At 53.9% G+C, this 26,460-nt stretch carries 25 protein-coding genes and 7 tRNA genes; 14 read left to right on the top strand and 18 right to left on the bottom strand.

The genetic code is table 11. The annotated features are described in order from the left end of the window. Positions 1 to 65: 65 nt before the first annotated feature. Entirely contained in the window at positions 66 to 1,238 is a 1,173-nt protein-coding gene (gene ubiF, locus C1N59_RS14670) for a 3-demethoxyubiquinol 3-hydroxylase (protein ID WP_058701106.1), read from the top strand. A gap of 93 nt (positions 1,239 to 1,331) precedes the next feature. Here ubiF and C1N59_RS14665 read toward each other — a convergent pair. The 12 genes from C1N59_RS14665 to nagB form a co-directional block, all read right to left on the bottom strand. Further along, positions 1,332 to 1,406: transfer RNA gene (locus C1N59_RS14665), tRNA-Gln, on the bottom strand. Positions 1,407 to 1,432: 26 nt separating this feature from the next. Then, positions 1,433 to 1,507: transfer RNA gene (locus C1N59_RS14660), tRNA-Gln, on the bottom strand. Positions 1,508 to 1,513: 6 nt separating this feature from the next. Continuing rightward, positions 1,514 to 1,590: transfer RNA gene (locus C1N59_RS14655), tRNA-Met, on the bottom strand. Between the two features lie 22 nt (positions 1,591 to 1,612). Continuing rightward, positions 1,613 to 1,687: transfer RNA gene (locus C1N59_RS14650), tRNA-Gln, on the bottom strand. 34 nt (positions 1,688 to 1,721) lie between these two features. Next, positions 1,722 to 1,796: transfer RNA gene (locus C1N59_RS14645), tRNA-Gln, on the bottom strand. 22 nt (positions 1,797 to 1,818) lie between these two features. Further along, a tRNA-Leu gene (locus C1N59_RS14640) sits at positions 1,819 to 1,903 on the bottom strand. Between the two features lie 10 nt (positions 1,904 to 1,913). Next, positions 1,914 to 1,990, bottom strand: a tRNA-Met gene (locus tag C1N59_RS14635). A 217-nt stretch (positions 1,991 to 2,207) separates the two neighbouring features. Then, positions 2,208 to 3,875, bottom strand: a complete 1,668-nt coding sequence (gene asnB, locus C1N59_RS14630; protein ID WP_006118422.1) for an asparagine synthase B — start codon at positions 3,873 to 3,875, stop codon at positions 2,208 to 2,210. A 304-nt stretch (positions 3,876 to 4,179) separates the two neighbouring features. After that, positions 4,180 to 4,932: an HAD-IIA family hydrolase gene (locus C1N59_RS14625; protein WP_033739305.1), complete on the bottom strand. Its 753-nt coding sequence runs from the start codon at positions 4,930 to 4,932 to the stop codon at positions 4,180 to 4,182. Between the two features lie 40 nt (positions 4,933 to 4,972). Continuing rightward, positions 4,973 to 6,193, bottom strand: coding sequence for a DNA-binding transcriptional regulator NagC (locus tag C1N59_RS14620; RefSeq protein WP_283787539.1), 1,221 nt, complete (start codon positions 6,191 to 6,193; stop codon positions 4,973 to 4,975). Positions 6,194 to 6,200: 7 nt separating this feature from the next. Further along, positions 6,201 to 7,349, bottom strand: a complete 1,149-nt coding sequence (gene nagA, locus C1N59_RS14615) for an N-acetylglucosamine-6-phosphate deacetylase (protein WP_033739310.1) — start codon at positions 7,347 to 7,349, stop codon at positions 6,201 to 6,203. Between the two features lie 60 nt (positions 7,350 to 7,409). After that, positions 7,410 to 8,210 carry a glucosamine-6-phosphate deaminase gene (nagB, locus tag C1N59_RS14610; protein ID WP_394549805.1) on the bottom strand — a complete coding sequence of 267 codons (801 nt, stop codon included), beginning with the start codon at positions 8,208 to 8,210 and terminating at the stop codon, positions 7,410 to 7,412. 318 nt (positions 8,211 to 8,528) lie between these two features. Between nagB and nagE the strand changes: the two genes are divergently transcribed. The 3 genes from nagE (at position 8,529) to C1N59_RS14595 (ending at position 13,009) form a co-directional block, all read left to right on the top strand. Further along, entirely contained in the window at positions 8,529 to 10,562 is a 2,034-nt protein-coding gene (nagE, locus tag C1N59_RS14605; RefSeq protein WP_039337948.1) for an N-acetylglucosamine-specific PTS transporter subunit IIBC, read from the top strand. A 151-nt stretch (positions 10,563 to 10,713) separates the two neighbouring features. Further along, the gene (gene glnS / locus C1N59_RS14600; protein WP_006118428.1) at positions 10,714 to 12,381 is read left to right on the top strand and encodes a glutamine--tRNA ligase; all 1,668 of its coding nucleotides are present in this window, start codon (positions 10,714 to 10,716) and stop codon (positions 12,379 to 12,381) included. Positions 12,382 to 12,613: 232 nt separating this feature from the next. Continuing rightward, positions 12,614 to 13,009, top strand: a complete 396-nt coding sequence (locus C1N59_RS14595; protein ID WP_033739315.1) for a hypothetical protein — start codon at positions 12,614 to 12,616, stop codon at positions 13,007 to 13,009. A gap of 59 nt (positions 13,010 to 13,068) precedes the next feature. Here C1N59_RS14595 and fur read toward each other — a convergent pair whose 3' ends face one another. The 4 genes from fur to ybfF form a co-directional block, all read right to left on the bottom strand. Further along, positions 13,069 to 13,512: a ferric iron uptake transcriptional regulator gene (fur, locus tag C1N59_RS14590; protein WP_033739317.1), complete on the bottom strand. Its 444-nt coding sequence runs from the start codon at positions 13,510 to 13,512 to the stop codon at positions 13,069 to 13,071. A 337-nt stretch (positions 13,513 to 13,849) separates the two neighbouring features. Then, positions 13,850 to 14,380: a flavodoxin FldA gene (gene fldA / locus C1N59_RS14585; RefSeq protein ID WP_006118431.1), complete on the bottom strand. Its 531-nt coding sequence runs from the start codon at positions 14,378 to 14,380 to the stop codon at positions 13,850 to 13,852. A 131-nt stretch (positions 14,381 to 14,511) separates the two neighbouring features. Beyond that, entirely contained in the window at positions 14,512 to 14,787 is a 276-nt protein-coding gene (gene ybfE, locus C1N59_RS14580) for a LexA regulated protein (protein WP_006118432.1), read from the bottom strand. 163 nt (positions 14,788 to 14,950) lie between these two features. Continuing rightward, positions 14,951 to 15,715: an esterase gene (ybfF, locus tag C1N59_RS14575; RefSeq protein WP_054634318.1), complete on the bottom strand. Its 765-nt coding sequence runs from the start codon at positions 15,713 to 15,715 to the stop codon at positions 14,951 to 14,953. 250 nt (positions 15,716 to 15,965) lie between these two features. Here ybfF and seqA point away from each other — a divergent pair, with 250 nt between their 5' ends. Together seqA and pgm are read left to right on the top strand one after the other, a co-directional pair. After that, complete coding sequence (seqA, locus tag C1N59_RS14570) at positions 15,966 to 16,517, top strand: replication initiation negative regulator SeqA (protein WP_006118434.1); 552 nt, start codon at positions 15,966 to 15,968, stop codon at positions 16,515 to 16,517. Between the two features lie 25 nt (positions 16,518 to 16,542). Then, positions 16,543 to 18,183 (top strand): phosphoglucomutase (alpha-D-glucose-1,6-bisphosphate-dependent), encoded by a 1,641-nt coding sequence (gene pgm, locus C1N59_RS14565; RefSeq protein ID WP_033739321.1) that lies wholly within the window; start codon positions 16,543 to 16,545, stop codon positions 18,181 to 18,183. 39 nt (positions 18,184 to 18,222) lie between these two features. On the opposite strand, the gene kdpE is transcribed toward pgm, so the two are convergent. Beyond that, the gene (kdpE, locus tag C1N59_RS14560; protein ID WP_006118436.1) at positions 18,223 to 18,897 is read right to left on the bottom strand and encodes a two-component system response regulator KdpE; all 675 of its coding nucleotides are present in this window, start codon (positions 18,895 to 18,897) and stop codon (positions 18,223 to 18,225) included. Between the two features lie 256 nt (positions 18,898 to 19,153). Between kdpE and C1N59_RS14555 the strand changes: the two genes are divergently transcribed. Beyond that, positions 19,154 to 19,354, top strand: coding sequence for a YbfA family protein (locus C1N59_RS14555; RefSeq protein WP_054634317.1), 201 nt, complete (start codon positions 19,154 to 19,156; stop codon positions 19,352 to 19,354). A gap of 331 nt (positions 19,355 to 19,685) precedes the next feature. Here C1N59_RS14555 and C1N59_RS14550 read toward each other — a convergent pair whose 3' ends face one another. After that, the gene (locus tag C1N59_RS14550; RefSeq protein ID WP_394549804.1) at positions 19,686 to 20,156 is read right to left on the bottom strand and encodes a carboxymuconolactone decarboxylase family protein; all 471 of its coding nucleotides are present in this window, start codon (positions 20,154 to 20,156) and stop codon (positions 19,686 to 19,688) included. Between the two features lie 57 nt (positions 20,157 to 20,213). Between C1N59_RS14550 and C1N59_RS14545 the strand changes: the two genes are divergently transcribed. The 7 genes from C1N59_RS14545 to pxpA all read left to right on the top strand — a co-directional run bounded on the left by C1N59_RS14545 (position 20,214) and on the right by pxpA (position 26,443). After that, complete coding sequence (locus tag C1N59_RS14545) at positions 20,214 to 20,684, top strand: MarR family winged helix-turn-helix transcriptional regulator (RefSeq protein ID WP_394549803.1); 471 nt, start codon at positions 20,214 to 20,216, stop codon at positions 20,682 to 20,684. 133 nt (positions 20,685 to 20,817) lie between these two features. After that, positions 20,818 to 21,777, top strand: coding sequence for a YbgA family protein (locus C1N59_RS14540; protein ID WP_006118440.1), 960 nt, complete (start codon positions 20,818 to 20,820; stop codon positions 21,775 to 21,777). 12 nt (positions 21,778 to 21,789) lie between these two features. Beyond that, positions 21,790 to 23,217: a deoxyribodipyrimidine photo-lyase gene (phrB, locus tag C1N59_RS14535; RefSeq protein WP_394550868.1), complete on the top strand. Its 1,428-nt coding sequence runs from the start codon at positions 21,790 to 21,792 to the stop codon at positions 23,215 to 23,217. Between the two features lie 17 nt (positions 23,218 to 23,234). Further along, on the top strand, positions 23,235 to 23,978 hold the full coding sequence (locus C1N59_RS14530) for a type 2 GTP cyclohydrolase I (protein WP_033739329.1): 744 nt from the start codon (positions 23,235 to 23,237) through the stop codon (positions 23,976 to 23,978). A gap of 155 nt (positions 23,979 to 24,133) precedes the next feature. Further along, entirely contained in the window at positions 24,134 to 24,790 is a 657-nt protein-coding gene (gene pxpB / locus C1N59_RS14525; RefSeq protein WP_394550866.1) for a 5-oxoprolinase subunit PxpB, read from the top strand. Beyond that, positions 24,784 to 25,716, top strand: coding sequence for a 5-oxoprolinase subunit PxpC (gene pxpC / locus C1N59_RS14520; protein WP_394549802.1), 933 nt, complete (start codon positions 24,784 to 24,786; stop codon positions 25,714 to 25,716). Before pxpB ends, pxpC begins: the two co-directional genes overlap by 7 nt. Next, on the top strand, positions 25,706 to 26,443 hold the full coding sequence (gene pxpA / locus C1N59_RS14515; protein ID WP_054634312.1) for a 5-oxoprolinase subunit PxpA: 738 nt from the start codon (positions 25,706 to 25,708) through the stop codon (positions 26,441 to 26,443). Before pxpC ends, pxpA begins: the two co-directional genes overlap by 11 nt. Positions 26,444 to 26,460 lie beyond the last annotated feature (17 nt).

The following is a 26,460-nucleotide window of genomic DNA, read 5'->3' as shown; positions in this document are numbered from 1 at the left end:
TCCGGTACACTTTGCAGGAATACCACCGTGCTGAAAAGTGGCGGCCTAAGAGAGGGATACAAGTGATGCAGGATAACCAGTTTGATGTGGTGATTGTCGGCGGCGGCATGGTCGGAGCGGCGCTGGCCTGTGGTTTAGCGCAGCACCGCTTTCGGGTGGCGGTGATTGAGCGGGCAACCCCGCCACCTTTCGATCCCGACAGCCTGCCGGACGTGCGCATTTCCGCTGTCGGCTCCTCGTCGGTGGCGCTCCTGAAACAACTGAACGTCTGGCAACGCGTGGAGGCGATGCGCTGTGCGCCTTACCGCAAACTGGAAACCTGGGAGTGGCAGACGGCGCAGGTCAGTTTCGATGCGGAGTCGCTGGGTTTGCCTGAACTGGGTTATATGGTGGAGAACTCGGTGCTGCAACGTGCGCTGTGGGAAGAGATGACGCAGCGAGGGATCACCTTGCTGTGTCCGGCGACGATGGAGGATCTTCAGCCCTGTAATGCGGGCTGGACGCTGTCATTAAGCAATGGCACGACCGTAACCGCAAAATTAGTGGTGGGGGCAGACGGCGCAAGCTCACAGGTGCGACAGATGGCGGGTATTGGGATTCACGGCTGGAGTTACGCACAGTCCTGCTTACTGATCAGCGTCACCTGCGAGCATCCGGCTGGCGATGCGACCTGGCAGCACTTTACGCCCGACGGTCCACGTGCTTTCCTGCCGCTGTTCGGTCATCATGCCTCGCTGGTATGGTATGACGCCGCCGCCCGTATCCGACAGTTACAGGCCATGCCTGTCGCGCAGCTGGAGAAAGAGATCGCCCATCACTTTCCGGCCCGACTGGGCCGTTTTCATGTGCATGCAGCCGGTGGCTTTCCCCTGGTGCGTCGTCATGCCGCGCGTTATGTCCTGCCGGGGCTGGCGCTGGTCGGTGATGCGGCGCACACCATTAATCCTCTGGCAGGGCAGGGCGTGAATCTGGGATATCGTGACATCGATGCGTTAATGGATGTAGTAATTGCTGCACGTGACAATGCTGAAACCTGGTCGTCGGAACGGGTGCTGTTACGTTATCAGCGCCAGCGCCGCCACGATAATCTGCTGATGCAGAGCGGGATGGATCTGTTCTATTTTACGTTTAGCAACCGCGTCGGCCCGTTAAAGCTGGTACGCAATCTGGGATTGATCGCCGCTGAGCATTCCGGCGTGCTGAAACGTCAGGTCTTGCGCTATGCGTTAGGCTTGTAAGCCTCAGCCACGCGTCGCACGGATGTGACGCGTGGTCATGAGCCGGAAGCCAGAAACAAAAAAGCCCGCTACTGCGGGCTTTTTTGCTTAATTTGGCTGGGGTGCAGGGATTCGAACCCCGGAATGCTGGTATCAGAAACCAGTGCCTTACCGCTTGGCGACACCCCAATGGTGTCAAATCAAATTGTCTAAAATGGCTGGGGTGCAGGGATTCGAACCCCGGAATGCTGGTATCAGAAACCAGTGCCTTACCGCTTGGCGACACCCCAAGAAAATGGTGGCTACGACGGGAATCGAACCTGTGACCCCAGCATTATGAGTGCTGTGCTCTAACCAGCTGAGCTACGTAGCCAAATTGTATTACCTTTCGATGATGGCTGGGATACCTGGATTCGAACCAGGGAATGCCGGTATCAAAAACCGGTGCCTTACCGCTTGGCGATATCCCATTCGTCCACTCGCAGCCGCGAGATACATCGAAATTGGCTGGGGTACCTGGATTCGAACCAGGGAATGCCGGTATCAAAAACCGGTGCCTTACCGCTTGGCGATACCCCATCCATGCTGCCGACTCGTGAAATGGTGCGGGAGGCGAGACTTGAACTCGCACACCTTGCGGCGCCAGAACCTAAATCTGGTGCGTCTACCAATTTCGCCACTCCCGCAAAAAAAAGATGGTGGCTACGACGGGAATCGAACCTGTGACCCCAGCATTATGAGTGCTGTGCTCTAACCAGCTGAGCTACGTAGCCATCTTTTTTCGCGCAACCTTCATCGGCGTTGCGGGGCGCATTATGCGGAGTTGACTACACAGCGTCAACAAGTTTTTTGCCGTTTTTTGCCTTCAAACGCCTGTTTGTCTGGCTTATAACCAGGGTGGTGCTTTATTCGGCAATTTTTCAGTGAATACAACGGCAACTCCACAAAAAATGGGCCATTACTGGCCCATCTGTTCACTCAGTATAGCACTTATTTGTAAGCGGACTGGTGCACGCCCACGGCACGTCCTGAAGGATCGTCCATGTTTTTGAAGGCTTCATCCCACTCAATCGCTTTTGCCGACGAACAGGCAACAGACGGCCCACCTGGCACGCACTCGGCAGCACTTGGCAGTGGGAACAGTTCTTCGAAAATTTCGCGATAGAGATACGCTTCTTTCGAACCCGGCGTGTTATACGGGAAGCGGAAATGCGCCGTCGCCAGTTGCTGATCGCTAATCTGCTTAGCCGCCACTTCTTTCAGCGTGTCAATCCAGCTGTAACCTACGCCGTCAGAGAACTGCTCTTTCTGACGCCAGGCAACGCTTTCAGGCAGATAGGAAGAGAAACATTCGCGCAGAATGTGTTTTTCCATTTTACCGTTGCTGCCGCACATCTTGTCCTGTGGGTTGATACGCATGGCGACATCCAGGAATTTCTTATCCAGGAACGGCACGCGCGCTTCTACGCCCCAGGCGGACATCGCTTTGTTGGCGCGAGCACAGTCAAACATGTGCAGAGCCAGCAGCTTACGCACGTTCTCTTCATGGAATTCTTTGGCATCAGGCGCTTTATGGAAATAGAGGTAGCCACCGAAGACTTCATCTGCGCCTTCGCCTGACAGCACCATTTTAATGCCCATCGCTTTGATCTTACGCGACATCAGGTACATCGGCGTGGAGGCACGAATGGTGGTCACATCGTAGGTCTCAATGTGGTAGATCACGTCACGAATAGCATCCAGACCTTCCTGCACCGTGAAGTGGATTTCATGGTGAACCGTACCCAGGTGCTCGGCAACCAGTTTGGCTGCTTTCAGATCCGGTGAGCCTTCCAGACCGACGGCAAAAGAGTGCAGCTGTGGCCACCAGGCATCGCTTTTGTCCTGATCTTCAACGCGCTTAGCGGCAAAACGCTTGGTCACGGCTGAGATAATAGAAGAATCCAGACCGCCAGACAGCAGCACGCCATAAGGAACGTCTGACATCAGATGACTTTTTACCGACTCTTCCAGCGCATGTTTCAGGCCAGCCGCGTCAGTCACGTTGTTTTCAACGTTTTTGTATTCCATCCAGTCACGCTGCCAGTAACGACGAATTTCACCGTCAGTACTGGAAAGGTAGCTTCCCGGTGGGAATTCTTTAATGGTGCGGCAAACCGGCACCAGCGCCTTCATTTCAGACGCCACAAACAGGTTGCCGTGCTCATCGTTGCCCATATACAGCGGAATGATACCGATATGGTCGCGACCAATCAGATACGTTTGCTTCACGGTGTCGTACAGGATAAAGGCAAACATGCCCTGCAACTCGTCCAGGAAATCGACGCCTTTTTCCTGATACAGCGCCAGAATGACTTCGCAGTCCGAACCGGTCTGGAAACTATAACGATCGCTTAACTCTGCGCGCAGGGCCTGATGGTTGTAGATTTCACCGTTGACGGCCAGAACGTGAGTGTGATCGGCGTTATACAGTGGCTGTGCACCGTTGTTGACGTCGACAATTGAGAGACGTTCGTGAGCAAGGATCGCGTGGTCGTCAGCATACACACCTGACCAGTCCGGCCCACGGTGACGCATTAAGCGTGAGCTTTCCAATGCTTTTTTACGTAACTCAACGGGATCGCTTTTCAGATCCAGCACACCAAAAATAGAACACATATCTGACTCCTGAACTCACCTGCGGCGATGTAATTTTACGTTTGTCCGGCAGCCGTTCGCTGCGTGATGTATAAGAAAATGCGTTATTTCAGGTACACAATGCAAGAGGAATCGTGTTTCACTGATAAAAAGGTTGTTGAATAACCCTGGATATTGAATTTTATCTAATGAAATTGTCTTTTTATTGATGAATCGGCAATAAAAAGTGATTTTGGGGTGTTTTTTGAACGATCTCAAGCCAGCAGAGAGGGGCAAGGAAGGGGAATGCACTGCCTGAGGCGGCAGTGCGTCATAAGCTGAACGTTTAGAAGAGATCGATATCGGCCACGGAAGGGAAAATCCAGTCAGGACGGAAAGGCATCGCGTCAATATCGCTCAGGGTTGACACCCCAGACAGGACAAGAATGGTTTCCAGTCCGGCCTGAAAACCGGCCAGAATATCGGTGCGAAGGTTGTCACCCACGATCACCGTGTCCTCTGAGTGCGCCTGCATTTTATTCAGCGCGGCACGCATGATATACGGGCTGGGTTTGCCGACATAAAACGGCCTGCGACCGGAGATCTTTTCAATACCGGCACACAAGGCACCGCAGGCGGGCACGAATCCCCTGGCGTGCGTGTCGGGGTTGGTGGCAATGAAACGCGCCCCGTTTGCCACAAAGAAAGCCGCCTTATGCATCATGTCCCAGTTAAACGACCGGGTTTCGCCCACGATGACAAAGTCCGGGTTAACGTCAGTGATGGTAAAGCCCGCTTTGTAGAGTTCGTGCACCAGCGCACCCTCACCAATGACATAGGCTTTTTTGCCTTCCTGACGACGCAGAAAGTCAGCGGTCGCCATGGCTGAGGTGTAAAACACCGAATCCGGTATGTCGATGCCCGCGGAGGAGAAGCGATTGGCTAAGTCCCGCGCCGTCTGGGAAGGGTAGTTGGTCAGCACCACTAATGGCATATCTTTAGCCAGAATGCGCTGCAAAAACTCTTTTGCACCGGGCACCGCGGTATTGTCGTGCATCAGCACGCCATCAATGTCACAAATTACATTTTTAATCGTCATAAATGTGTTCCGATGCGCGCTGTCAGAAAACAGGCTGCGCTTAGTCTTCCAAAAGATGTTGCAGCAGGATGCCGTTTAACATCGCTCGTTTCGCCAGCGCAAAGGCGCCGATCGCCGAGCGATGATCGAGTTGTGAACGCACCACAGGCAGATTTTTACGAAAGGCCGCCAGTGTCTGCGTATTAATGCAACTTTCAATCGCGGGTAGCAAGACACGTTCTGCTTCGGTGATCTCGCCTGCCAGCACGATTTTTTGCGGGTTAAACAGGTTGATCGCAATCGCAATCGCCTTACCCAGATAACGCCCCACATGCTCGACAACTTCGCAGGCTAACGCATCGCCCTGATTGGCGGCCTGGCAGATATGCTGCATCTGGCACGCCGCCTGAGTCAGGATGCTCGGGTAGCCTTTATTCAGTAGCTCGCTTACACGATGTTCAATGGCGCTGTTTGCCGCAATGGTTTCAAGACAGCCAAAGTTGCCACAGTGGCAGCGTTCCCCCAGGGGATCGACCTGAATATGACCGATTTCACCGACATTGCCATTACTGCCCAAAAAAATCTGCCCGTTGGCGATAATGCCTGCGCCGGTTCCCCGATGCAGGCGCACTAATATCGAGTCGGCACAATCGCGCGTTGCGCCAAAATAGTGCTCAGCCAGCGCCAGGCTGCGAATATCATGGCCCACAAAACTGGTGACGTTAAACCGGTGCTTTAGATTAGCAACCAGCGGCCACTGATTCACATGAATATGCGGCATGTAGCGGATAACGCCATTAAGCGGATCAACGAGGCCGGGCAAAATCACGGAAATCGCGATTAGCTCGCGAATATTCGCTTCACTCTGCTGGATAAAATGCGCAATGGCATCGAATAACGCCTGTTCGAGTGCTTCCTGCGTGCGCTGGGGCAGGGGATAATCCTGCTGAGCCAGGGATTTACCGCTTAAATCGAACAGGGTTAGCGTGGCATCATTGCGGCCAAGACGCACACCGATGGTGTGAAAGTGGCGGGTTTCCGTCACGATAGAAATGGCGCGGCGACCGCCGGTGGACGCCTGCTGGTCCACTTCTTTAATCAAACCGCGCTCAATAAGCTGACGTGTAATTTTGGTGACACTGGCGGGGGCAAGTTGGCTTAAATCCGCAATCTGAATACGTGAAATCGGCCCTTGCTGGTCGATTAACCGGTAGACGGCCGCGCTATTCAGTTGTTTGACAAGATCGACATTTCCAATTTGAGTCTGGCCGCCAGTGGTCATTCAGTGCTTACTCGCTCAGGACGTTATCTCCATTGACTAACGTCTTAATAATTTTAAAGTCGCGTGTAAAAACCGTCAGGTTGGCGAGTTTCCCTGCCTGAATCGTACCTGACTGTTTTTCAACGCCCATTGCCTGTGCGGGATAAAGTGATGCCATGCGCAGGGCTTCATCCAACGCAATGCCCGCATGCTCAACGCAGTTTTGTACGGCTTCAATCATTGTCAGTGCTGAACCGCTTAGCGTGCCCTGCTCATCCACGCACAGCCCGTTACGATAATAGATTGTTTTACCAGCAAAAATAAACTTATCGATAGCAGCGCCTGCCGGTGCTGTCGCGTCGGTGACCAACACCAGTTTGTCACCTTTGATGCGTTTAGCATTGCGGACGTTAGCGTAATGGACATGTAAACCATCTGCAATAATGCCGCAGTATACATCAGGCGCATCAAACAGCGCACCGATGAGGCCGGGCTCACGTCCGGCAAAGGCAGGCATCGCATTATAGAGGTGCGTGGCGAACGTAATGCCCGCCGCAAACCCCGCTTTTGCCTCTTCATAAGTGGCACTGGAATGCCCGGCTGAGACCACGATACCCGCTTCGCTCAGTTGGCGAATCACCGCGCTGCCCACCACTTCGGGTGCCAGCGTAACTTTGCTGATCACGTCTGCGTTGTCGCAAAGGAATTGCACCATCTGCGCATCGGGCTCACGGATCAGGGCAGGATTATGTGTGCCCTTTTTCGCCACACTCAGCCACGGGCCTTCCAGATGTAAGCCCAGCATAACGTGAGGATACTTCTGCAAAAAGGCGCGCATTGTTTCCACCGCGCGCACCATCAGCGCGTCACTGCTGGTAATCAGCGTAGGCAGAAAGCTGGTGCAGCCCGATTTCACATTGGCGCGATGCATGGTTTCCAGCGTTTCCACGCTGATGGCGTCTATATCGTCATTAAACTGGACGCCGCCACAGCCGTTAAGCTGCAGGTCGATAAACCCGGGCGCGATAATGGCGCCGCTTACGTCCTGCTGTTCAATGCCTGACGGCAAGGCAGTAACAGGGCAAACCCGTTCAATGCGTCCGTCAGCGATCACCACGGCATGGTGATCCAGAATTTCGTAGCCGCTGTAGATTCGGCCATTGACTAATGCGTACATCTTCTTCTCCCGGCTTACCTGCCGCTCGTGCATCTGACAGCAGGTGACGTAATAACGGTATTAAACGCCCTGCATATTTTCCGCTTCCATTTCACGGAAGTACTTCACCGTTTTAACTTTCAACTCCATGGTCGCGGGCTCGTCGCAGACCACCACGGATTTAGGATGGAGTTGCAGGCAACTGATTGTCCACATGTGGTTCACGTTTCCTTCCACAGCAGCCTGCAACGCCTGTGCTTTAACGTGACCAGTAACCAGAATCATCACTTCTTCAGCGTCCAGCAGCGTGCCCACGCCAACGGTCAGGGCATATTTCGGCACCTGATCAACATCACCGTTAAAAAAGCGTGAATTTGCCACACGTGTGTCGTGAGTCAGCGTTTTGATACGAGTGCGTGAAGATAATGACGACGCGGGTTCGTTAAAGGCGATATGGCCATCATTACCGACGCCGCCCATGAACAGGTGGATTTTGCCCAGAGACCGAATTTTATCTTCATAACGGCGACATTCTGCGTCAATATCGGGCGCATTACCATTCAGCAAATTGATGTTTTCGGGTTGAATATCAACGTGGTCAAAGAAATTACGATGCATAAAGCTGTAGTAGCTTTCCGGATGCTCTTTCGGCAGCCCGACATATTCATCCATGTTGAAGGTAATGACATGTCTGAAGCTAACCTGGCCCGCTTTATGCATAACGATCAGGTGCTTGTACGCTTCCAGAGGCGTACCGCCCGTAGGCAGTCCCAGAATAAAGGGCTTGTCAGCGCTGGGATTAAACGCATTAATACGGTTCACTATATGGCGCGCTGCCCATTTGCCGACCTGAGTGGGAGTAGATAAAGGAATCAGTCTCATGTTGCACCTCAAATGTGAGTGAAGGATTCGACGCGCAGCAAAGCCATGTTGCCGGTGAGGACAGGTGAACGGGAAGGAAACGCGCGTCTCGATATTTCGCATCATAAAATAAGTGGGCGTTCATAGCCAGTCATGTCGACGTTAAAAATCAATCTTTGGTGATTTTTGTCACAAATGGCTGCTATTAATTTGTAGAGCGAATTAATTTGTTATTACACTCCTCTGCACTGAGTGTAATGCCGTCAGAAGCGGGCTGCTGACATAACAACATTAAGCGGCAGCCATGCAATAAGTCAGTTTCAATGGGGGAAAAGGTCAATGTTAAGTTACTTACAACGTGTGGGGCGGGCCCTGATGGTGCCGGTCGCTACGCTGCCCGCAGCAGCAATTTTAATGGGAATAGGGTACTGGATCGATCCTGACAGCTGGGGTGCAGGCAATGCCTTTGCCGCGTTGTTAATTAAATCCGGTGGCGCGATCATCGAAAATATGTCGGTGCTGTTCGCCATTGGCGTTGCATACGGCATGTCAAAAGATAAAGACGGTGCGGCTGCACTGACCGGCTTTGTGGGCTTCCTGGTCGTCACTACGCTGTGTTCACCGGCTGCTGTAGCCATGATCCAGAAAATCCCGGTGGCGGACGTGCCGGCGGCGTTTGGAAAAATCAGCAACCAGTTTGTCGGTATTCTGGTAGGCGTGCTGTCCGCAGAAGTCTATAACCGTTTTAGCCATGTAGAACTGCCCAAAGCGTTCTCATTCTTTAGCGGGCGTCGGCTGGTGCCTATTCTGGTGTCCTTCCTGATGATTCTGGTGGCATTTATCCTGATGTACATCTGGCCTGTCATCTTTAATGGTCTGGTGAGCTTCGGTGAGCATATACAAAAACTGGGATCGGTTGGTGCGGGTGTTTACGCCTTCTTTAACCGTTTGCTTATTCCGGTTGGCTTACATCATGCGCTGAACTCCGTTTTCTGGTTCGACGTAGCAGGCATTAACGATATCCCTAAATTCCTCGGCGGTGCGCAGTCACTGGCAAATGGCACTGCTATCCCGGGCATCACTGGCCGCTATCAGGCGGGTTTCTTCCCAATTATGATGTTCGGTTTGCCGGGCGCGGCGCTGGCAATTTACCATTGCGCTCGCCCTGAAAACCGGGCAAAAGTGGGCGGTATCATGCTGGCGGCCGCTTTCGCAGCATTCTTTACCGGTATCACCGAACCGCTGGAATTCTCCTTTATGTTCGTGGCACCGGTACTGTATGTCATCCATGCTGTACTGACCGGCATCTCGGTCTTTATCGCTGCCAGCATGCACTGGATTGCCGGCTTTGGCTTCAGTGCGGGATTAGTGGATATGGTGCTCTCTACCCGTAATCCCCTGGCGACGCACTGGTACATGCTGATTCCGCAGGGCCTGGTGTTCTTCGTGATTTATTATCTGGTCTTCCGCTTTACCATCAAAAAATTCAACCTGATGACCCCAGGTCGTGAACTGGCGGTAGCGGGGGATGAAGCGGACGGTTATGACGTGAACGTTGATACCACTGATAATGGTGAAAGCGCCACGGAATCACTGGCACGCCGCTACATCGGCGCGGTGGGCGGTTCAGACAACCTTACCGCCATTGATGCCTGTATTACCCGTTTACGTCTGAACGTGAAAGATGCGGGCCAGGTTAACGAAGGTGTGGCAAAACGGCTGGGTGCGTCGGGTGTGATTCGCCTCAACAAGCAAAGTGTCCAGATTATCGTGGGTACCCAGGCGGAAAGTATCGCCACGGCCATGAAAAAAGTGCTGGTGAAAGGCCCGGTTGCTGGCGCAGCCAGCAGTGGCAGTGCGCCAGCCCCCGCTAACGAGGCCAAACCCCAGGCCGTCCTGAACAGTGAAAAACGCGTTATCGCAACGCTGGTGGCCCCGGTGAGCGGTGAGGTTATCGCACTGGATGCGGTGCCGGATGAGGCTTTCGCCAGTAAAGCCGTGGGTGATGGCGTGGCGATTAAGCCGAGCGACAAGCGCGTCGTTGCGCCTGTAGCCGGTACGGTGGTGAAAATTTTCAACACGAACCATGCTTTCTGTCTGGAAAGTGAAAACGGGGTAGAGATCGTCGTGCACATGGGGCTGGATACCGTGGCGCTGGACGGTCAGGGCTTTACCCGTTTAGTGGAAGAGGGTGCACAGGTCACAGCAGGCCAGCCGGTGCTGGAGATGGATCTGGACTATCTTAACGCCCATGCCCGCTCAATGATCAGTCCGGTGGTGGTGAGCAATATTGAAGACTTCGCCGGTTTAACGCTGCTGACGCAGGGCCAGGTCATCGCCGGTGAAACCCCGCTGTATGAAGTAAAAGGCTAATTCCCTGTATCCTCAACAAAAGGCAGGAAGCGATTCCTGCCTTTTTTATTTTAATCGCCCAACAAACGGTTGTTTCTCTGCAACGCTTTGTGGATCATACCCGGATATTACGTGGTATAAACCACCCATTCTATGCGTTGAGGATTTTGAGATGAGTGAGGCTGAAGCCCGCCCAACGAACTTTATTCGTCAGATTATTGACGAGGATTTGGCGAGCGGTAAGCACAGCAGTGTGCATACCCGTTTTCCGCCAGAGCCAAATGGTTATCTGCATATCGGCCATGCTAAATCAATCTGCCTGAATTTCGGTATTGCACAAGATTATCAGGGCGAGTGCAATCTGCGTTTTGACGATACCAATCCGGTCAAAGAAGATATGGAGTTCGTCGAATCCATTAAGCGTGACGTGCAGTGGCTGGGTTTTACCTGGAGCGGCGAGGTTCGTTATTCATCTGACTATTTCGACCAGCTTTATCACTATGCCGTTGAACTGATCAACAAAGGCCTGGCCTACGTTGATGAACTGACGCCAGACGAAATTCGTGAATACCGCGGTACCTTAACGGCACCGGGTAAAAACAGCCCTTACCGCGACCGCAGTGTGGAAGAGAACCTCGCGCTGTTTGAAAAAATGCGCAATGGCGAGTTCGCAGAGGGCAAAGCCTGTCTGCGCGCGAAAATCGACATGGCTTCCAGCTTTATCGTCATGCGCGATCCGGTGCTGTACCGCATCAAGTTTGCCGAGCATCATCAAACCGGCAATAAGTGGTGCATCTACCCGATGTACGATTTCACCCACTGCATTTCGGATGCGCTGGAAGGCATTACGCACTCCCTTTGCACGCTGGAATTCCAGGACAACCGCCGCCTGTATGACTGGGTGCTGGATAACATTACTATTCCTGTTCATCCGCGTCAGTATGAGTTTTCGCGCCTGAATCTGGAGTATGCGGTGATGTCAAAACGCAAACTGACGCAGTTGGTCAGCGAGAAGCATGTTGAAGGCTGGGACGATCCGCGCATGTTAACCGTGTCGGGTTTGCGTCGTCGTGGTTACACCGCGGCCTCCATTCGTGAGTTCTGCCGCCGCATTGGTATCACGAAGCAGGACAACATCGTTGAAATGGCTTCGCTGGAATCCTGTATCCGCGACGATCTCAACGAAAATGCGCCGCGGGCGATGGCGGTGCTGGATCCGGTGAAAATTGTGCTGGAAAACCTGCCTGCCGGGCACAATGAAGTGCTCAGCATGCCAAATCATCCTAACAAACCGGAAATGGGCACACGCGATGTTCCCTTTAGCCGCGAGATCTGGATCGATCGTGCCGACTTCCGCGAAGAGGCGAATAAGCAATATAAGCGCCTGGTGCTGGGTAAAGAAGTGCGTCTGCGTAATGCCTATGTCATCCGTGCGGAACGGACCGCGAAAGATGAAGAAGGCAATATCACCTGCATCTACTGCACCTGTGACGTCGATACGCTGAGCAAAGATCCTGCTGATGGCCGTAAAGTCAAAGGGGTTATCCACTGGGTCTCAGCTGAACATGCACTACCGGCAGAATTCCGTCTGTATGACCGTCTGTTCAGCGTCCCGAATCCGGGTGCGGCGGATGATTTTCTGACGACAATCAATCCGGATTCGCTGGCGATTAAACACGGCTTCGTTGAACCCGGTCTGCGTGACGCAGAAGCCAGTGCGCCTTATCAGTTCGAACGTGAAGGCTATTTCTGCGCTGACAGTGTGTATTCAACACCGTCGCAGTTAGTGTTTAACCGTACTGTTGGTCTGCGCGATACCTGGGCGAAAAACGGCGAATAATTTACGCCGCATGGTCATCAGATGATCGGTAAAGGGCGAGCAATCGCCCTTTTTTATTGGGTGGATTTTTTTTAGCGCCGACATTTGTCCTGAACCCGTTTAATTCGATTAATTTTACTTCTGTGGAATCGCTCTCAGTTTAATTTTTTTAATAACTTTCCCGGTGTGAATTATTTTTTTTCAGGTACGCTAACCCTCTGTAGTCTTTGTTTGCGGGTTAAAAAGGAAAAAAATGACAGTTTTCGCACAGGAAGCCAAACACAGCGTTGTCGTCTTACATCAACTCATTGAACATATTTTTAACCACAGCCGTGACAGTGGTGACAGCTTTCATCTGCTGCTTTCTCATTTTCATCCTGACTTCCAGATGGTCACGCCACAGGGCAAGATGCTGAACCTCAATGAGGTTGAAGAACTCTTTCGCCGCTTACAGGGCGCACGGGAAGGGATGCGCATCGCGACCAGCGAACATGTGATCCTGTCAGAGCACGCTAACGAGGTCACCATTCAGTATCGGGAAGTGCAGATGATGAATGGGGAAAATAAAAGCCGCATTTCCGTTGCGATTCTGGACTGCTCCACCTCGGTGCCCCGCTGGCGCTACCTGCAGGAAACGCTGGTGGCGTGACTGACAGGCACAAAAAAGCCGATGCAGGCATCGGCTTTTTCTTTACCGTCTGACAAACGTTACTTGTCGTGCAGTGTTTCGTCTTCGCGGCAATCGCCCAGGGCACAGTGACCATACAGGTACAGGCTGTGGTTGGTGAGCTTAATACCGTGACGGGTCGCGATATCACGCTGACGCGTTTCAATAGACTCATCACTAAATTCAATGACTTTACCGCAATCCAGACAGATCAGGTGATCGTGATGGTGCTGCTGCGTCAGCTCAAACACCGATTTACCGCCTTCAAAGTTGTGGCGGGTCACAATGCCGGCATCGTCGAACTGGTTCAGTACACGGTAAACCGTGGCCAGTCCAATCTCTTCGCCCATATCAATCAGGCGTTTATACAGATCTTCCGCGCTGACGTGATGGCATGCAGGTTCCTGAAGCACTTCCAGAATTTTGAGTCTGGGCAGGGTGACTTTCAGGCCAGCCTTCTTTAATGCGGTGTTGTTGTCAGTCATGCGGATATTGTCCTGTTACTTTGGTCACTCTTGTGGCATGTAGCCTGTATGTCGATCGACCGCCATTCTCATTTGCGTCTCATTATAGAACTGATGCGCTGAAATGAAAACCGATGCTGCCTGCGATGAAACCGTGGCGATGTTCGCGGTACAAAGCATGGAGGGCGGGCTGGCTACCATTTCGCGTTGTGTCATCTCAATTCCAGGGAAATAAGCAGATGATCGATGCGGGTATTCTACAGACTAAATGCGGAAAGTTACAAAAATGTAGCTATTATTTTTATAGGAAAAGCCATTGATGCAGTGTGGACCAGCGCCCACACTGCGCTCACGGCTATCAGGCTTCGATAATTTCTTTGAGTTGCAGTTCATCGAAGATCTGCTTAACCCACTTGTCGACGCGTTCGTTCGTCAGTTCTGGCTGGCGATCTTCATCAATCGCCAGGCCCAGGAAGTGGTTATCGTCTGCCAGACCTTTTGAGGCCTCGAAGTGGTAACCCTCGGTTGGCCAGTGGCCCACGATAATGGCACCGTTAGGTTCGATGATGTCACGAATGGTGCCCATCGCGTCACAGAAGTACTCGGCGTAGTCTTCCTGATCGCCACAACCGAACAGCGCCACCAGCTTACCGTTGAAGTCGATCTCTTCCAGCGTCGGGAAAAAGTCATCCCAGTCGCACTGTGCTTCACCATAGTACCAGGTCGGAATACCCAGCAGCAGGATGTCAAAGGCTTCCAGATCTTCTTTAGTGCTTTTCGCGATGTCGTGAACCTCTGCAACGTCTTTGCCCAGTTGTTTCTGGATCATTTTTGCAATGTTTTCGGTGTTACCGGTATCGCTGCCAAAGAAGATGCCTACGATTGCCATGGGTAAAATAACCTCTTAAATCCTGATGATAGAATGAATGCCTGAGCATATTCAGCAAATGATAGCAGACCACGCAAAAGGGCGGAACTTGTAAAGCCGCGACATTTGTTTCTGTGTGCGGTTTGCGTGCGTTAGTCCAGTTTGAGTTGCGCCAGCAGCATTTGTTCAATTAATTCACTGCGGCTGAGATTACGCTGTTCAGCCAGCGTATTAAGCGCTTCTACCGCCTGGCTGTTCATTTTGAGTTCGACACGGCGAAGCCCGCGCCCTTTGTCACGTTTCAGTTGATTGCGTTTATTGATACGCAGTTGTTCATCACGCGTAAGCGGACTGGTTTTAGGGCGACCAGGGCGACGCTCGTTAGCGAACAGATCGAGCGTCGTGCGGTCAGTGTTTTCTTTTGCCATGGCTTAGTACAACTGAATGGGCGCAAACGGATCGTGCCGCTGCGCAGATTAAATTACTGGCTTTTACCGTGGATACGCGCCCACGGCAAAAATTTAGCGCGCCATCATACTCCAGGCTAACCATGGACGCCAATCCTAAACTTTTACAGCCAGTTAAGCGGATTTATCGTGCAAAAAAGCGGCGAATGCTGCGTAAAACAGCATCAGGTTTTTCGGCGTGGACCCAGTGACCTGCACCGCCAATCACGTGCGCCTGCGCGGCGGGAAACTGTTGCAGTATCGCGTCACGGTACTGATTGTCCAGATAAGGGGAGTCACCACCGCGAATGAACAACGCCGGGTGCGGCCACGCGGGCACCGTTTCCCAACCCGTGATATACGCATAGTTGTCCCAGAGCGCTGGAACGTTAAAGCGCCATTCACCGCTACTGAACGATTTCAGGATGAACTGAATCACACCTTCTTCGTTAAGATGCTGACGCATAATCCCGGCCGCCTCACTGCGCAGCGTCACGCCCGCGTCGGTGACGGCTCGGATCGCGGCAAAAATTTCGTCGTGGCGGCGCGTCTGATAGTCGACGGGCGCAATGTCGATCATCACCATCTGTTCTATCCGCTCAGGGGCCAGGGCGCTCATCGTCATGGCAATTTTACCGCCCATGGAGTGACCAATGACGGAAAGGCGCTCAATGCCCTGCGCATCAAGCGTGTCCAGCATATCCTGGGCCATAACCTGATAGGTCATCTCGTCAGCGCGCGGAGATAAGCCATGATTACGCACATCAACCTGGATAAGCGGATGGTCATCTTTCAGACCGCGCGCCAGAACGCCGAGGTTATCAAGACTGCCAAACAAACCGTGAATGAGCAGAACGGGTGTGGAATCAGCAGAAGATTGTTCAGTTTGCAGACGGGCATTCAAAATCATAGCAAAGTTCTTAAGTGTGAGACCTGCGCTTAGGTTATCATGGTTTCACCTTTTCAGGTGCGCTGCTTCCGGTGGCATTAGGACATATTCTGACTTTTGCCCCTAAACCGTTTGAATGCTATCAGCCTGTCTGAATTTAACTTTATAATCTTCATGTTAGAACCTGCACACGGCCTGAAACCCCGGTGTTCACCTCTGGATTTTCAGAAAATCGCGGGTTCTGTCGTGAGTCAAAACCGTACGGAATAAGATGAAAACGATCGAAGTTGACGAAGAGCTCTACCGTTATATTGCCAGCCACACGCAACATATTGGCGAAAGCGCATCCGATATTCTGCGCCGTATGCTGAAGTTTACTGCGGGTCAGACAGCCACCGCGACCGAAACACAGCCTGTTGCCGCCTCGCAGCCGTCTAAAACGGCACAGTCGGCAGGGAATGAGTCACGCCCTCAGGATCGTGTTCGTGCGGTGCGCGAGTTGCTGCTTTCTGATGAATATGCAGAGCAGAAGCGGGCGGTAAATCGCTTTATGCTAATCTTGTCAACGCTCTATCGTCTGGATACGGCCGCGTTTGCTGAGGCGACCACCTCCATGCAGGGCCGTACGCGCATCTATTTTGCAGGCGATGAGCACACGCTGCTGCAAAGCGGCACCCATACCAAGCCGAAGCATGTGCCCGGCACGCCGTACTGGGTCATTACGAATACCAATACCGGTCGTAAACGCAGCATGATCGAACACATTATGCTGTCGATGCAGTTCCCATCGGAACTGGCTGAGAAAGTTTGCGGCACCATTTAAACTGAAGCGTCAGGGAGAAGCGCCAATGGCCAATCACCCCCGTGCCGGGCAGCCTGCCCAGCAGAGCGATTTGATTAACGTTGCACAATTAACTTCACAATATTATGTCCTGCAGCCCGATGTGGCGAATCCAGAACATGCGGTGAAATTTGGCACATCAGGCCATCGCGGTAGCGCAGGACGTCACAGCTTTAACGAAAAGCACATTCTGGCGATTGCGCAGGCGATTGCGGAAGAGCGTAAAAAGAACGGTATTACCGGCCCGTGCTATGTGGGTAAAGATACGCACGCGCTGTCTGAGCCCGCGCTGCTGTCCGTGCTGTCCGTGCTGACCGCAAACGGGGTTGATGTGATCGTTCAGCAGGATAACGGTTATACGCCAACGCCTGCGATTTCGAACGCTATCCTTGAACACAACAAATCCGGCGGCCCACTGGCGGATGGCATTGTGATTACGCCGTCGCACAATCCCCCGGAAGATGGCGGCATTAAATACAATCCGCCAAACGGTGGGCCGGCAGATACCAACGTTACCAAAGTGGTGGAAGACCGCGCGAATCAGCTGTTGAAAGACGGCCTTAAAGACGTTAAACGTCTGTCACTGGATCAGGCCTGGGCCAGCGGCCACATCCATGAAAAAGATCTGATTCAGCCTTACGTGGAAGGTCTGTCACAGATCATCGACATTCCTGCGATTCAGAAAGCGGGCCTGAAGATTGGTGTCGATCCGCTTGGCGGTTCCGGGATCGCTTACTGGCAGCGTATCGCTGAGCACTACAAGCTGGATCTGACGCTGGTGAATGACGCTGTCGACCAGACTTTCCGCTTTATGCACCTGGATAAAGATGGTGTGGTGCGCATGGACTGTTCGTCCGAATGCGCCATGGCGGGGCTGCTGGCCTACAAAGACAAATTCGATCTGGCCTTCGGAAACGATCCAGATTATGACCGTCACGGCATTGTTACCCCTGCCGGGCTCATGAATCCAAACCATTATCTGGCCGTTGCGATCAACTATTTGTTCCAGCACCGTCCGCAGTGGGGTCAGGATGTTGCCGTGGGTAAAACCCTCGTGTCCAGTGCGATGATTGACCGGGTCGTGGACGATATTGGCCGCAAGCTGGTAGAAGTTCCGGTGGGCTTTAAATGGTTCGTGGATGGCCTGTTTGATGGCAGCTTTGGTTTTGGCGGCGAAGAAAGTGCGGGCGCGTCATTCCTGCGCTTCGACGGCACACCCTGGTCAACCGACAAAGACGGGATCATCCTGTGTCTGCTGGCGGCAGAAATTACGGCCGTAACGGGCAAGAACCCGCAGCAACACTATGATGAACTGGCTGCACGCTTCGGTGCGCCAAGCTACAACCGTCTGCAGGCACCAGCAACATCAGCGCAGAAAGCCGCATTGTCGAAGCTGTCACCTGAAATGGTCAGTGCAGATACGCTGGCGGGCGATCCGATTACCGCGCGCTTAACGGCCGCTCCCGGTAACGGCGCGTCTATCGGTGGACTGAAAGTCATGACGGAAAACGGCTGGTTCGCTGCGCGTCCATCGGGCACCGAAGACGCGTATAAGATCTACTGTGAAAGCTTCCTGGGCGCAGAGCACCGTGCGCAGATCGAGAAAGAAGCCGTCGAGATTGTCAGTGAAGTGCTGAAAAACGCCTGATAAATCTGTTAAATAAAAAAAGCGCCGCTGGCGCTTTTTTTATGGCATGAACCGGTAGCCGATACCGGTTTCCGTCAGCAGGTGAACGGGTTGTGTCGGATTGGCTTCAAGCTTTTGACGCAGATGGCCCATATAAATGCGCAGATAATGGCTGTGTTCGACAGCATTGGGTCCCCAGACCTGATTCAGCAGCTGACGCTGCGTCAGAACTTTCCCCGCGTTATTCAGTAATGTGGTCAGCAAACGAAACTCGATGGGCGTAAGGTGAACCTCTTCGCCCGCGCGCAGCACGCGGCGTGCGGCAATATCGACGACCACGTCGGCGAAGCTGACCTTCGGATCCGGGTGCTTCCCGGCATGACGCCGCAGGGCGACCCGAACACGCGCCAGCAGTTCACCAATCCCAAAAGGTTTAGTCAGGTAATCATCGGCACCAGCATCCAGTGCGTCAATTTTGTCCTGCTCGTCAGTACGGGCAGAGAGAACAATAACTGGCAGCGTGCTCCACTGGCGGAGTTCACCAATAAACGTCTTGCCGTCGCCATCAGGTAAACCCAGATCAAGGATGACTAAATCGGGCTTTCGCGTGGCGGCTTCGATCAGCCCACGTTGCAGCGTCTCAGCATCGAAAACCTTCAGGCCTTCACTTTCCAGCGCGAGGCGCACGAAGCGGCGAATTTCTTTCTCATCTTCAATGATTAAAACCGTGGTCACACCAATCCTGCCATTGCCTGAAAAGGGAAAACACACTGTATCAACTTTTCTGGCGTTCGTCCGTGTTGCCATGAAATCCGTTGAAGGATCACCTCTGTAACTCATAATTAACCTGGGTATAACGGCCAGGTAAACTTACCCGTGCAGAACAAAAAAGACGCAAATTTAGTGGTCAGATGAGTAGTAAAATCATCCAACCCGGCGTAATATTAGACACAGATCACATTTATGACGTTTTTTTACTCAGGAGGCTGCTATGTACCGCACCTATCCACTTCACAAAATTATTTTGCGCCGAACGCTGGTCATCCTGTCAGGTCTGCTCGCTCTGCCAGTTATGCTGTTTCGCCAGGATCGGGCGCGCTTCTACAGCTACCTGCATCGGATGTGGTGCAAAACCAGCGCCAAACCGGTCTGGCTGGCGCAGTCTGAAGCAGCGGCGGGTATTTTCTGGTAAGTCCCTGCTGTGCGCTTGATTTTACGCCGCACAGGCCTAGGGACACATCCCTACAGAGGGGATTGCCAGCGTTTTCAGACGTGCTTATCTGTTTTCACCTGCAGTGTGCTGTGGCCCGGTGTTAAGGTCGACACAGCGCCTCTTTTTTCCCTGTTCATTCCGTCACGCAGCTTAGTTGCGCCTTAGCTTTGCGCCAGTGACGCAGGAAACCTTCCCAGTGTCCGGGCAAGCCGCCCCGTTCGCCAGTACCCGTTCACGGGCAGCCCTTCCTTGTTATCTGGCCCGTAGCCCCGACATGGCGGCCCGACGGGCACCGCACTTTACGCGCTTCTTAGCGTTTAGGCACCGGCGGGGCAAACTGCAGCGCGCCTGCGATACGGTTCCAGGCATTGATCGCGGCAACAGCCGAGGTAAGAAACGCGATCTCCTGTTTATCGAAGACGCGGCTGACCTCAGCATAAACCGCATCAGAAACCGGCTGCTGCACCATTAAGGTCAGGGCCTCTGTCCAGGCCAGCGCCGCACATTCCCGCTCCGAATAGATACCGGCTTCGCGCCATAGGGCGACCAGATCCATTTTTACCGGGCTCAAATCGGTCTTACGCGCCAGATTGAGATGGTACTGGAGGCAAAAAGCGCACGCATTCAGCTGTGAAGCGCGCAGTTTGATCAGCTCAGTGAGCGATTTTTCCAGCCCGGAATCGTCAACGGCTTTGCCCAGCATCGCTAAGGCTGCCACCACATCGGGTGCGGTATGTTCGAACGAAGACCAGTCGCTGCGACGGTGATTAAGCGATGTCACGATATACCTCATCTGCTAATATAAGAGTTCGAATAACAATATACGAACTCTTATATTATGCGCAAGTCAGATCTGCAGAGCACCGCCATCCCCGAACCCGGTGAAGGAAAACGCGGTGAGTCAGGCCATATTGGTTATCTGCTGCGGCAGGCCCATGCGGCTCATAAAATCAGAATGGAAAATGCGCTGAAGGATAAAGGCGTCACGTTGCCGCAATTTTCGGTGCTGACCATGCTTGCGGCCTATCCCGGCGCATCGGGTGCCGACCTTGCGCGTCTGTCGCTGCTGACGCCACAGACGATGAGCGTCATTGTGGCGAATCTGGAGCGGGCCGGAATGATTTGTCGTCGTCCGCATGCGGTGCACGGCAGAATTCAGGTGATTGAGATTGCTGACGCCGGGCGTGACGTTCTCGCGCAGTGCAAAGTAGCGGTTCAGTTGGTTGAGGCCAGCCTGCTTTCGGGTGTCACGCCTGAGGATGAAAAGGTGATTCGGCGCTGGCTGGTCAGCGTGGCAGTGGGAGAATAAACCGTTAAAAAAGACCACGGGCTGGTCATCTGAAAGGCTTCGCGGCGTTCACTTTTGCTACACAGAATCTGTACCATCCCGGTCGTTTTACGCTACACTTAAACCTCTACAAGTTTTCGGAGGTTGTACAAGTATGAGCGAAAAAATTCCCGTTGGGATCAGCGCTTGCCTGCTTGGTGAGAGCGTCAGATTTGATGGCGGCCACAAGCGGCTCGCGTTCGCCACTGAGCAACTGACGCCTTTTGTTCGTTTCGAACCCGTTTGCCCTGAAATGGCGATTGGGCTGCCCACGCCGCGCCCGGCGCTGCGCTTAGTTAAGCAGAGCGACGACGATGAACTGCACCTTTGCTTCAGCAAAGAGGGCGGCGATGACATCACCGATAAGATGCGCGACTGGTCCGAAAAACGCGTGAAATCGCTGCATCACCTGTGCGGCTACATACTGTGTGCAAAATCACCCAGTTGCGGGATGGAGCGCGTGCGTATCTACGAGCCCGCCACCAATAATAACCGTAAAGCGGGAACCGGTATATTTACCCGTTTTCTGCAACGTGAAATGCCCTGGTTACCGCTCGAAGAAGACGGGCGTCTGAACGATCCGACATTACGTGAAAACTTTATCGGCCGGATTTGCGCGCTGCACGAGTTTCATGAAATGTGGAAAAAGGGGCTGACCCGTCATGGCCTGATTGCCTTCCACAGCCAGTATAAATTGTTACTGCTGGCGCATTCGCAAAAAAAATACCGTGAACTGGGCCCCTTTGTTGCCTCGATGAACCAGTGGGAGTCGCTGGAGGCGTTTGCCTTCGAGTACCGCAACCGCCTTATGGATCTGATGTCACAACCGGCCTCGCGCACTAACCACACCAATGTGTTGATGCATGTTCAGGGTTATTTCCGCAGTCAACTGAGTTCGCCGCAACGCAGAGAACTGACGTCACTGATTGATTGTTACCGTCAGGGCACGCAACCGTTACTGGCGCCGATTACGATTCTTAAGCACTACATGGCTGAATATCCTCATCCGTGGCTGACGCAGCAGCGCTACTTCGATCCTTACCCGGAAGCGCTGCGCCTGCGCTACGGACAATGAGTCGGGAGCATGATGACGACCCATCTTGTCTGGTTCCGTAATGACCTGCGCATCAATGATAACCTTGCGCTGCATGCCGCCTGCAGCAAGTCAGATGCCCGTGTCATAGCACTGTTTATTGCCACGCCGGGACAGTGGCAGCAACACGATATGGCCCCCCGCCAGGCCGCGTTTATTCACCAGAATCTCTGCAGCCTGCAGGCATCACTGGCCGAAAAAGGCATCCCGCTGCATGTTCATCAGTGTGATGATTTCGCTGCCAGCGTGGATTTTCTCGTCACGTTTTGTGAACAGCAAAACGTTGATCAACTGTTTTATAACTACCAGTACGAATTTAACGAACGTCAGCGCGATGCGCAGGCGGAAAAGCGGTTAGATGAAGCGGACGTGATCTGTCAGGGGTTTGATGACAGCGTACTTTTGTCGCCCGGCAGTATCCAGACCGGCGATGGTGAGATGTACAAAGTGTTTACCCCGTTCAGCAAAGCCTTTATTCGTCGCCTGCAGCAGGGGTTGCCTGAGTGTGTCCCGGCGCCTAAAGCCCGGGCTGGCGCGCCCCTGAACACACCAAAAGCGATTTCGCCGTTTGATTACGACCATGCTGAGGTTGATGATGCGCTGTTTCCGGCCGGTGAACAGGCGGCGATTAAGCGGCTACGTGCGTTTGCGCAACATGCCGTGCTGGATTATCCAAAGCAGCGTGACCTGCCTGCGCGCGACAGCACCAGCCGGTTATCGGCTTACCTGACCATCGGCGTGCTTTCACCGCGCCAGTGTCTGCATCGGGTGTTGCATGAACATCCCGGGGCGCTGGAAGGCAGCCCGGCGGCTGTCTGGATCAATGAACTCATCTGGCGTGAGTTCTATCGCCATCTCATCGTTGCGTTTCCCCGACTGTGTAAGCATCAGCCTTTTGTCCACTGGACGCGTCATGTCGCGTGGCAACGAAACGAGGCGCATTTTGACGCCTGGAAAGCCGGGAAAACCGGTTATCCCATCGTCGATGCGGCCATGCGACAGATGTTGCAGACCGGCTGGATGCATAACCGGCTTCGCATGATCACGGCCAGTTTTCTGGTAAAGGATCTGTTAATCGACTGGCGCCAAGGCGAGCGCTATTTCATGCAGCAGCTTATCGATGGCGACCTGGCCGCCAATAACGGCGGCTGGCAGTGGGCGGCGTCCACGGGGACCGATGCCGCGCCGTATTTCCGCATTTTTAACCCTACTACGCAAAGTGAGCGTTTCGATGAACAGGGTGATTTTATTCGTCACTACCTTCCCGAACTGAAAGACGTGCCGGACAGTGCGATTCATCAGCCGCACGAATGGGCGCGGAAAAACAACAAGACACTCGATTATCCAACACCGATCGTGGAACATAAGGACGCACGTAAAAAGACACTCGACGCCTTCGAGCGCGCAAAAAATGTGGCCTGAGGTGGCAAGGAGCAGAAATGAATCACTATGCGTTAGAAAAAATCGTTAACGATCAGCTGGCAACCCATACCTTCAGCGATTATGCGCCAAACGGGCTACAGGTCGAAGGCCGACCTGAAGTGAAAACGATCGTTACCGGCGTGACCGCCTGCCAGGCGCTGCTGGATGAAGCGGTGGCGCGCAAAGCCGATGCGGTGCTGGTACATCACGGTTATTTCTGGAAAAGTGAACCGGCGGTGATTAAAGGCATGAAACGCCAGCGTCTGCGCACGCTACTGGCAAACGATATTAACCTCTACGGCTGGCACCTGCCGCTGGATGCGCACCCTGAGCTGGGTAATAACGCGCAGTTGGCTAAGCTGCTGGGTATTAACGTGATGGGCGAGATTATGCCGCTGGTGCCCTGGGGCGAACTGACTCAGCCTGTGAGCGGCCATGCGTTGGCACAGCGTATTACTGAGGTGCTGGGACGGGAGCCGCTTCATTGTGGTGATAATGCGCCAGCAGCGATCCGTCGTGTTGCCTGGTGCAGTGGCGGCGGTCAGGGATTTATTGATAATGCGGCCGCCTTTGGCGTAGATGCCTTTATTACGGGCGAGGTCTCTGAGCAAACCATTCACAGCGCCCGTGAACAAGGCCTGCACTTTTTCGCCGCAGGCCACCATGCCACCGAACGCGCGGGTATTCGGGCGTTGGGTGAATGGCTGGCGGAGCATCATGGCCTGGATGTCACGTTTATTGATATTCCCAATCCCGCCTGATCCCCCTGGGTTCTGCCATCTGCGCAGAACCCAAACCTGTTGACACATTACCGTCACTTTCGCATAACTACCTTCCTGGGTTGTAAAACACATTTGGCTTTTGCGCGCCAGAATCCTGTCTGAGCGCCGCAAAGCTGTTTACCAGGAGGTACGTGTTGCAAAAAACACGATGCTATATGCTGGGCGAGCGCGCGGTGGTACTGGAGTTGTCTCCGCCCGTTTCGCTGGCCAGTCAGCAGCGAATCTGGCATCTGTGCCAGCGTTTGCAGTCACACGACGCGACCCGGGAAGTGATTCCCGGCATGAACAACCTGACGCTGCTGTTACGGGAGCCGCCCAGAGATGCCCGACAGGCGACGGCGCAACTTGAACAGTGGTGGCAGGAAAGTGAGGTGCAGGACACAGAGTCGCGCCTTGTGACCATACCGGTCATCTATGGGGGCGAGGCGGGGCCGGATTTGCGTCAGGTGGCCGACCACGCCGGCATGACGGAAAAGCAGCTCGTCGCGTTACACAGCAGCACGGATTACGCGGTTTTCTTTATTGGTTTTCAGCCCGGCTTTCCTTACCTGGCCGGCCTGGATGCGCGCCTGCATATGCCGCGCCGCGCCGAACCGCGCGTTGCGGTTCCGGCTGGATCGGTCGGCATCGGCGGCAGCCAGACCGGTGTTTATCCGCTGGTCTCACCAGGCGGCTGGCAGTTGATTGGCAGGACGCAGGTCGCGCTTTTCACACCCAGCCAGCAGCCGCCAACCTTACTACGTCCGGGTGACAATGTCCGGTTTGTGCCGCAAAAGGAAGGGATATGTTAAACATTCTTCGCGCGGGTCTGGCAACCAGCATTCAGGATTTCGGACGCTATCACTGGCGACAGTATGGCATAGGCGTCAGTGGTGTCCTGGATCAGCCCGCCATGATCACAGCCAATCTGCTGGCAGGCAATCCGCCGGGCAGCGCCGTGCTGGAAATTGTCCTCGGACAGTTCAAAGCGGAATTCCGTCGGGATGGATGGTTTGCACTAACGGGAGCGGGTTGTCAGGCCGAACTGGATGGCAAGCCTGTCTGGACAGGCTGGCGTTTACCGGTAAAAAAAGGGCAGGTCCTGGTGTTGAAGAAACCGATTCACGGCATGCGCAGCTACCTGGCTGTGCACGGTGGTTTCGCGATTCCGCCGGTGCTGGGCTCATGCAGCACCGACATCAAGGCCGGTTTTGGCGGCTTTGAGGGGCGAACGCTGCAGGACGGCGACGTCATTCCGCTGGGCAAACCGCAACAGCACTTCACGAGCAAAAAAGGCGTGCGCCAGTTGCTCTGGGGTAACCGTATTCGTGCGTTACCCGGACCGGAATACCACGAATTCAGCAAAGCGTCACAACAGGCGTTCTGGCGAGCAGCCTGGAAACTGAACCCTCAAAGTAATCGCATGGGCTACCGTTTGCAGGGGCCTGCTTTGCAACGCGACGTGCCGCGCGAGTTGTTATCGCATGGTCTGGTGCCCGGCGTCATTCAGGTGCCTGGAAACGGTCAGCCTATCGTTCTGCTGGCGGATGCACAGACCACCGGCGGCTATCCACGTATCGCCTGCGTCATTGAATGCGATCTTTATCATCTGGCGCAGATTCGTCTGGGCGAGCCGATTCATTTTATGCCCTGTACGCCCGAAGAGGCGCTGGCGGCAACGCGACAGCAGCAGCATGTATTGGGGCAAATGGCCTGGGGACTGGCAAATGAAAATTGATTTAAACGCCGATCTGGGCGAGGGGAGCAGCAGCGATCGTGCGCTGTTGCAGCTGGTGAGTTCCGCCAACATCGCCTGCGGCTTTCACGCAGGCGACGCGCAGATGATGTTGCAGGCCATTCGCTGGGCCAGCGAATTTGGCGTGGCGATTGGCGCGCATCCCAGCTTTCCCGATCGTGAAAACTTTGGCCGCAGTGCGATGCAACTGCCGCCGGAAACTGTCTATGCGCAAATCATCTATCAGGTTGGTGCGCTCAAAAGTCTGGCTGAGAGCGAAGGGCAGTCGCTTGTTCACGTTAAACCTCACGGTATGTTGTATAACCAGGCGGCGGCGGATGCCACGCTGGCCGAGGCGATTGCGCGAGCCGTCAAAGCCGTCGATGCCCGGCTGATCATGGTGGGGCTGGCTAACAGTGAGTTGATTCGCGCGGCGGCCCATCACGGCCTGAAAACCCGGGAGGAGGTGTTTGCCGATCGCGGCTATCTCAGCAGCGGCGCGCTGGTGCCCCGTGGCCAGCCCGGCGCATTGATTGAAGAGGAAGACCAGGCGATTCAGCAAACCCTGATGATGGTGCGACAGGGGCAGGTCATCAGTGTGACCGGTGAGGCGGTTCAGGTGAACGCAGAAACCGTCTGCCTGCATGGTGACGGGGCGCATGCACTGACGTTTGCGCAACGTCTGCGTGCCAGCTTTGCCAGCCATGCTATCACCGTCACCAGTCAATAAAAAAACGGCATAACCAG

The sequence above is a fragment of the Pantoea sp. SGAir0183 genome (assembly GCF_043545505.1).
The sequence above is the reverse complement of the archived record's forward strand: the minus strand, read 5'-3'. Positions and strand labels throughout refer to the sequence as shown.